Source organism: Ancylomarina longa (genome assembly GCF_003996985.1).
Taxonomy (GTDB): domain Bacteria; phylum Bacteroidota; class Bacteroidia; order Bacteroidales; family Marinifilaceae; genus Ancylomarina_A; species Ancylomarina_A longa.
Genome location: NZ_RJJX01000047.1, coordinates 1 through 4314 on the forward strand (window position 1 = coordinate 1; position 4314 = coordinate 4314).

A 4314-nucleotide genomic window follows, 5' to 3' on the forward strand; every position below is an offset into this window, starting at 1 on the left:
TTCTGAACTCCAAACTCTTCTAAATTTTTCATTTTCACAAAATTTTAAATTGTTAATAAATCAATTAATTTTGTGCAGGCTTTGCCTTAGCTCGATTAACAGCAATGTATTTTCGCGAGTACTTCTGTTTTTCGGGCTTTTTTCATCATCTACACTTTCTGTATTTATACTGGCCAAAATTAAAATACGCTTGTAAAGATAATCGGGAACAGTCCAATAAACTTGGACTGAACAATATTTTTCAAATTAAAACCGGAATTTCCGGCATTTGTTTCTGCCACGCGTAAAAATCTTTATTGTAAAGAGTTGCTAAGCATCTTAGAGATGCTAAGCAACTTTTAATATTAAATTGTACTACTTTCATTACTATTGGTGTTTTCATCTAAATCCTGAATATTTTTATTTCTAACTCCTACTAAAACGATTAAAATGCAAACCGAATTCCAGCCTTTAAATAGAAGTCATCGGTATCGAAACTGAATTTTGTGGTTTGCATACCATTTTCGAAATACTGAATGGAAGAATCCTTACCCCACTCCTTATTTTAGGAAAAGAAAAATTTGAATAACATTGCTAAACTAATGGTAAAGTTAACTAGCATATGTAATAATACCCCAAAAAGAAACCCATACTTAAGACGTGAGAAAGATAAAATATAACCCATAAGAATTTGTGGTGCCGTTAAAATAGGAAAAATAAAATACATCCAAGTTTTCACGTCAACAAAGTTGAATATATGCATAAACGCAAATATTACAACCGATATATGAACTAAAAGTTTTACAGATTTTGTTGTATTGAAAGATTTATCTTTAAAAATGTAGTGAGCTAAACAAAAAGCAGGTAGTGCCAATAAATACAACTCATATCCGTAGTTTGTTCCCCAAATGGATTTACTAAATGTGATAATAATAAGGGATAGACTAAAACTAATATATGAATATTTGGGAATAAGAAGAAGCCTAAAGGTTAGTTCTTCTATTATAGGGGCAAATATTATTACAGCTAATATGTATTTTAATGAAGCTTCATGATTTAGTGTTATGTATTTAGGAATAAGGTGGAATACATTAAGTATTACAAGAGGAAACGATATTGGAATAGAAAAAATTAAATAGGTGAACAACAAGAATAGTAAACTCTTTACTGTGGGTTTGCTTTTCGCAAATTCACCTCTTCGTATAAAACTAAATAATTCCATTAATAAAGATATATTTAAAATTACCTGTGTAGAGTATCAGTTATCAATAATTAAATTGATAACTGAATATTAGCACTTGCTTATTATACATATTTACCTATAAGGTACCAGCATAAAAGTCCTGCTGTACGACCTATAACATATCCAAAAAAAGAAGGACAGACTGTAGAGGATGCCCGATTCGGGTATTCTTCTTTTTTATTATTCCTCGTTATTCTAGTTATTGGTTTAAGTATCTGCCCAAATATTATGCAAATGATAAAGCTATCATGTTTACCATTGCATGGAAAGCGATAGAATACACTATGCCGTAATTTACCCGAATGTAACTCAACAAAGTACCAGCTAACAATTGGGGTAAAACCAGTAATGGAATCAAAAGCATCTGGTATGAATTTGTAAATAAAAAATTATGCCCATGCAATAAGCCAAATATTAAAATACTTCCAAAGTACAGGTATTTATAATTCTTTTCCGAGTAAAAATTTAGGAATTCTTTAGTATATGCAATCGTCATGGTAATAAGCAAAACTAATAACGACAAAGCAATAACTAAACTACCCCATCTCCCCAGATAAAAATTAACTAAAACATAAATAAAACAAACCAGACTGGAAATGTAGAAGTTCCTTTTGTTTTCTTTTAATATTAGTCTTAATATTAATTCTTCAATAAGGGGAGCTAGCACTATTACGAGTAAAATTTTCTTTTCCAAAGACAAGCCATCCAGTGCTATATAAGTAATTCCAAAACCCTGGCTAACTAATTTATAGATGATCCCCAAGGGTATCATCAAAACAAAAACTAATCCATAAAATTTCAAGAAATTAATTGACTTCCATTTTTGAAAAGAACCTACCGGTTGTGGAGATTTTGAGTAGTTTAAAATATTTTTCATAATTTATGAATCGGAGAATGCTTATTCAGTCTCATAGAATTAATTTAATGAATGAAGTATTATAAACAATGTGCCAATTAAATTAACCAGCGTGTGAAATAAAACGGAATAAAAAAAGCCGAATCTCATTCTTATAAATCCTAAAATACTACCCAACACAATTTGCGGTGCTACTAGTAAGGGACTAATTAAAACAATCCAAAAACTAATTTTGGTAAATGTGAAATTTAAAATATGGAGCAAGCCAAAGCTCAGCATGAACAAATAAAAAATGTATGGAATATACTTAATGAACTTACGTTGCACTCGGATTAACCTGTGTTTAGGTTTAATTATTATAAACAACGCAATACATTCAATTAGCATTATAACCGAGGATAAAAAGTAATAATCTCTCCATAGTAGATATACTATAGGAATGGGAATTACTATTGCATAGCAAATCAAATTTTTTAATTTGGGCTTTAACAGTAATCGAAATAAACATTCCTCAATAAATGGGGCAATAATTACAGCTCTTATAAAAAGTTCTTTTCCTCCAAAGTTTAAAACTTTATTCTCGAAAGGAAAAACATGTGATAAAATATTTATAATCCCAGCTAGCAATGCACCGCATGCGAAATAGATAAAGAATAAGAAAACCCAATCTACCCAATCAATCTTTTGATTTTTTTGATAATGCGGATGTTGTAGATATTTTAATAAACCGGTCATATATTAAAAAAATAATAGAAGAACAGGCCGTGGAGTATCTCCGGTTTGGGCATTCTTCTTTAATGTCAATTATTATTGTGTGTTTTATATAAAAAACGGATTATTAAAATCATTAACAAAAATTGCACAAAAAATTTGACCCTTAAAAACCAAATGCTCCTCCAAAAAAAAATCTTTTGAATACTCAATAACCTAAATCCTCAAGAATACAGTAATCTAATCAGAATACATCCGAAAGAAAAAACCACAACAACAACAACATTAGAATTTAACATTAAATATTCTGCAAAATAAGCACCTCTTTATAAGTTATATTATCTGAATTTTCAAAAATCTCAAAATTAATCCCCATGACAACACCTCCAACAATTTCAAAAATATCACTTGTTACTATATAGCTCAATATTATTAGAGATATTCGCACTCCTACAGGCAAAAGAGGTATTTGAAGAGTGTGCATTGAAATAATAGTTAAATAGAAAAAACTGAATCTGTTTCAACAAACGAACAAAAACTATATAATCCTTTTACTTTTATTAAAAAAGAAAAGTAAAAAATAAGAAACACTTCCACCAATTATTGTAAATATTATCTTAGCAACGACAACTATAGCATCCATTCCAGTATATTTAAAAATGGCATCGTACAAAATTATCAGCATTACACTTAATATTATTTTTCTTATTTTAAGAAAATTTAAATCAAAGCTACCAAAGAAAAATATAAAGATTGGAATGATAAATATATTTGCCAATACACTATCATAATACACTTTCCAGTCTACATTTGAAACAATAAAATTATTCACTCTCAAAAAGACAAATAAGATTATAAAAATAAGTGATATTATAAAACTCGTTAATTTATTATTCGTACAATTCATATGATTATATTTATGTAATTACTATATGAAACTCACCTTGATTTTATAATCATATTCTCGTATGATTATAAAATTATTAAAATTTTATGTTGGGATAATTAATTTTGATTTGAGGTTCTCTCAACAACATTAAAGAGAACCTCGTTAATCTTACTTACTGAAATAGCATTAACTGGCTTCCGGTATCATTACCTACTTTATTTATTGTTCCCATTGCATATCCTAATAAATACCACAGAATACCACCTCCATTTATATCTTTCAGATCTTTATTCTGCAAATCAGAAATATAAAATTCTACATTTACTGATTGTTTTTTAAAAGTATTTTTCTTCATAATAATTTATTTAGTTTTAAAAAAGAATTAAGCATCACCAAATCCAGACATAAAGTCTTTACCACATTGTTCTGGTCCATCTGCAAGTAACTCATATGCCAAACCACCAATAATCCATTCCAAAACCCCACCACCATCAGTAATTTTAAGTTCCTGAGCATTCATCTTCTGAACTCCAAACTCTTCTAAATTTTTCATTTTCACAAAATTTTAAATTGTTAATAAATCAATTAATTTTGTGCAGGCTTTGCCTTAGCTCGATTAACAGCAATGTATTTTCG

General features: G+C 28.8%; 4 protein-coding genes. All 4 read right to left on the bottom strand.

Annotated elements, in window-relative coordinates:
* Positions 1-1448 precede the first annotated feature (1448 nt).
* Positions 1449-2099 carry a CPBP family glutamic-type intramembrane protease gene (locus DLK05_RS16255; protein ID WP_127345059.1) on the bottom strand — a complete coding sequence of 217 codons (651 nt, stop codon included), beginning with the start codon at positions 2097-2099 and terminating at the stop codon, positions 1449-1451.
* A gap of 1228 nt (positions 2100-3327) precedes the next feature.
* The gene (locus DLK05_RS16265; protein ID WP_127345061.1) at positions 3328-3696 is read right to left on the bottom strand and encodes a hypothetical protein; all 369 of its coding nucleotides are present in this window, start codon (positions 3694-3696) and stop codon (positions 3328-3330) included.
* A gap of 154 nt (positions 3697-3850) precedes the next feature.
* Positions 3851-4033 (bottom strand): hypothetical protein, encoded by a 183-nt coding sequence (locus DLK05_RS16270; protein WP_127345062.1) that lies wholly within the window; start codon positions 4031-4033, stop codon positions 3851-3853.
* A gap of 27 nt (positions 4034-4060) precedes the next feature.
* Positions 4061-4231 carry a hypothetical protein gene (locus tag DLK05_RS17605; protein ID WP_209319931.1) on the bottom strand — a complete coding sequence of 57 codons (171 nt, stop codon included), beginning with the start codon at positions 4229-4231 and terminating at the stop codon, positions 4061-4063.
* Between the last annotated feature and the right edge of the window lie 83 nt (positions 4232-4314).

What these genes read in the sequence shown, in the direction of transcription:
- DLK05_RS16265 (WP_127345061.1), bottom strand. Translation starts at nt 3,696, where the DNA reads ATGAATTGTACGAATAATAAATTAACGAGTTTTATAATATCACTTATT.
- DLK05_RS16270 (WP_127345062.1), bottom strand. Translation starts at nt 4,033, where the DNA reads ATGAAGAAAAATACTTTTAAAAAACAATCAGTAAATGTAGAATTTTAT.
- DLK05_RS17605 (WP_209319931.1), bottom strand. Translation starts at nt 4,231, where the DNA reads ATGAAAAATTTAGAAGAGTTTGGAGTTCAGAAGATGAATGCTCAGGAA.
- DLK05_RS16255 (WP_127345059.1), bottom strand. Translation starts at nt 2,099, where the DNA reads ATGAAAAATATTTTAAACTACTCAAAATCTCCACAACCGGTAGGTTCT.